The organism is Tissierellales bacterium (assembly GCA_025210965.1).
Classification (GTDB): Bacteria; Bacillota; Clostridia; order Tissierellales; family JAOAQY01; genus JAOAQY01.
The window spans coordinates 1-2610 of record JAOAQY010000223.1 but is presented as its reverse complement, the minus strand read 5'-3'; the positions used below and the strand labels follow the sequence as shown (position 1 = coordinate 2610).

At 29.6% G+C, this 2610-nt stretch carries 1 protein-coding gene; it reads left to right on the top strand.

Going from position 1 to position 2610, the window contains the following annotated elements; genetic code table 11:
• Positions 1 to 821 precede the first annotated feature (821 nt).
• Entirely contained in the window at positions 822 to 2129 is a 1308-nt protein-coding gene (locus N4A40_16090; GenBank protein ID MCT4663374.1) for an AAA family ATPase, read from the top strand.
• Positions 2130 to 2610 lie beyond the last annotated feature (481 nt).

Below are 2610 nucleotides of genomic sequence, written 5' to 3'. Positions count from 1 at the left end.
GGGACAAATGATTATGTGTGAGCTAATACAAATATCCTTCAGTTGATTCTTATTTCAATATGTTAGTTACATAATTCTTAAAATCAAAAGATACATAATGAAATATAAGAATTTGAATAGAAATTTGTTTAGCGTCTGGTTTTGTGTGAGATTTTGGGAATCTCAAATTTAGTTATTAAGTTGGCTTTTCTTATTGTTTATGAGCTAATACAAATAACCTTTGATTGATTCTTTTTCCAATATGTTAGATTCATAATTCTTAAAATCAAAAAGATACATAATGGAATATAAGAATTTTAATATGGATTCGTTTAGCGTTGTTTGTTTGTTATTTGCTATATTTATATATTAAAGGACAACTGTGAATAGATTATGAATTGTTTGTAAGTGATGTGTAAAGGAATTGTGAAAGAAAATTATTTTGTAGATTGTTGGTCGTAGGTTGTAGTTGGGAAAGACAAAAGACTTTCAATAGTTTTTGGGGACAGGCCCCGACAAATTGACTATGGATCGTCGAAAAATCAGTTGAAATTTCCAATTAGAAATGTTATTTGAAGTATTCAAGTTTATGTAGTTGAGTATTTATAAGAGGTTCATTATGTGATGGTGAAATATATACTGGAAATAATATTTAAAGGGGTGTCCCTCGAGAGTCAATTTGTTCTGTCATAGCACCAAAGGAGATATCTTATTCATATGAAAAAAGTACTGTGATAAGATTTTTTTCGTATGAAAAAAGTATATTCTAAACACATTATTCGTATGAAAAAAGTCGATTTGTTTTATTTTGTGTGATACAATAATTATGAGGTGACTGAGTTATGAGAAGAAAAGTGATGGAGCAATTAATAAATTGGAAAGATAAAGGCTGTGAGAAACCTTATATGATTATTGGAGCTCGTCAAGTTGGGAAAACATACATTATTGATGAGTTTTGTAAAAATAATTTTGAAGAGTATCTGTATGTAAATTTAGAACGTGATGCTGAAATCAAAGATATATTTGATGAAAGTATAGATCCTGATTTGATTATACGACAAATTGGATTTTTGAAAAACCGCCCGATTGATATTGATAAGACTGTAATATTTATTGATGAAGTTCAATTATCTGAAAGGGCTATCATGTCATTAAAATATTTTGCTGAAAATAGTGTTAATTATAAAATTATTGTTGCAGGAAGTTTGTTGGGAGTGGCATTGAATAGGTTTAGAAGTTCTTTTCCTGTAGGAAAAGTAAAGAGATATTATATGTATCCTATGGATTTTGAAGAATTTCTACTAGCTCTAGGACAGGATGAGTTGGTAAAAGAAATTTATGATTGTTATTGGGAAAATAAAAAAATGTTTGAAGCAGTACATGATAAATTGATGAATTTATATAAGGATTATATATATGTGGGCGGAATGCCGGATTCTGTATTATCATATATAGACGTTGATGGAGATTTAAATTACTATTCAAGGGATATAAAACGAGATATCTTAGATGATTATCTTGCAGATATGAATAAGTATACAACAAATTCTGAAGCATTAAAAATTAAACAGGTATTTCAGTCAATACCAAGTCAATTAGGGCGTGATAATAATAAGTTCAGCTACAAGTTGATTGCTGAAAATGGTAAAAAAGCTGTATATGGAACTTCAATAGATTGGCTTTTATCTAGTAATCTTGTAAATAGAGCAACAATGATAGAGGTACCAAGAATTCCTCTAAAAACATACCACAAAGAAAATATGTTCAAGATATATATGGGGGATACGGGTCTATTAAGTGAAATGGCAGATATGACACCATATGACTTGCATTCAGCGGGAGGAAAGTTATTTAGTGGTATGATAACTGAAAATTATATTGCTCAAACATTAACCGCTTCAGGAACAGGATTATATTATTGGAGATCTGGAAATAGTGCAGAGATTGATTTTCTTGTAAACATAGAAGGTGAGATTATTCCAATAGAAGTGAAAGCTTCAACCAATACTAAATCAAAAGCTTTGAAAGTATATATGGAAAAATACAATCCACCATATGCTATAAAAGTATCAGGCAAGAATTTTGGATATAATGGTTTGATCAAATCAGTTCCCCTGTATGCCGCGCATTTGATTGGGCGAAGAGGATAGTATTTAAATATAATTAATAAAGAAATTTATTTGAGAAGTCTCTGAAATACTTGGGGACTTCTTTTATATTTGATTGGATATAGGATTTTTTTAGATGAAGCTAAACCATAAATTTAAATTGAATAGATGCATTTTCAATTACAAATTTATTAGCTTAAATGCAAGAATGAGGGACCTGACCCCAAAAGTACTTTGAAAAAATGACCCTGTTAAAAGTCGCCCCTGTCATAATTGATATGACATTCATATGGAGTGACTTCGCCTTTGAGGAAAAACTTTTAATTTCAACGAAAAAAACTGCCGGGGTAGGCAGTTTTAAATTACAATCATTTATTAAAGGGGGACAAATGATTATGTGTGAGCTAATACAAATATCCTTCAGTTGATTCTTATTTCAATATGTTAGTTACATAATTCTTAAAATCAAAAGATACATAATGAAATATAAGAATTTGAATAGAAATTTGTTTAGCGTCTGGTT

What these genes read in the sequence shown, in the direction of transcription:
- N4A40_16090 (MCT4663374.1), top strand. Translation starts at nt 822, where the DNA reads ATGAGAAGAAAAGTGATGGAGCAATTAATAAATTGGAAAGATAAAGGC.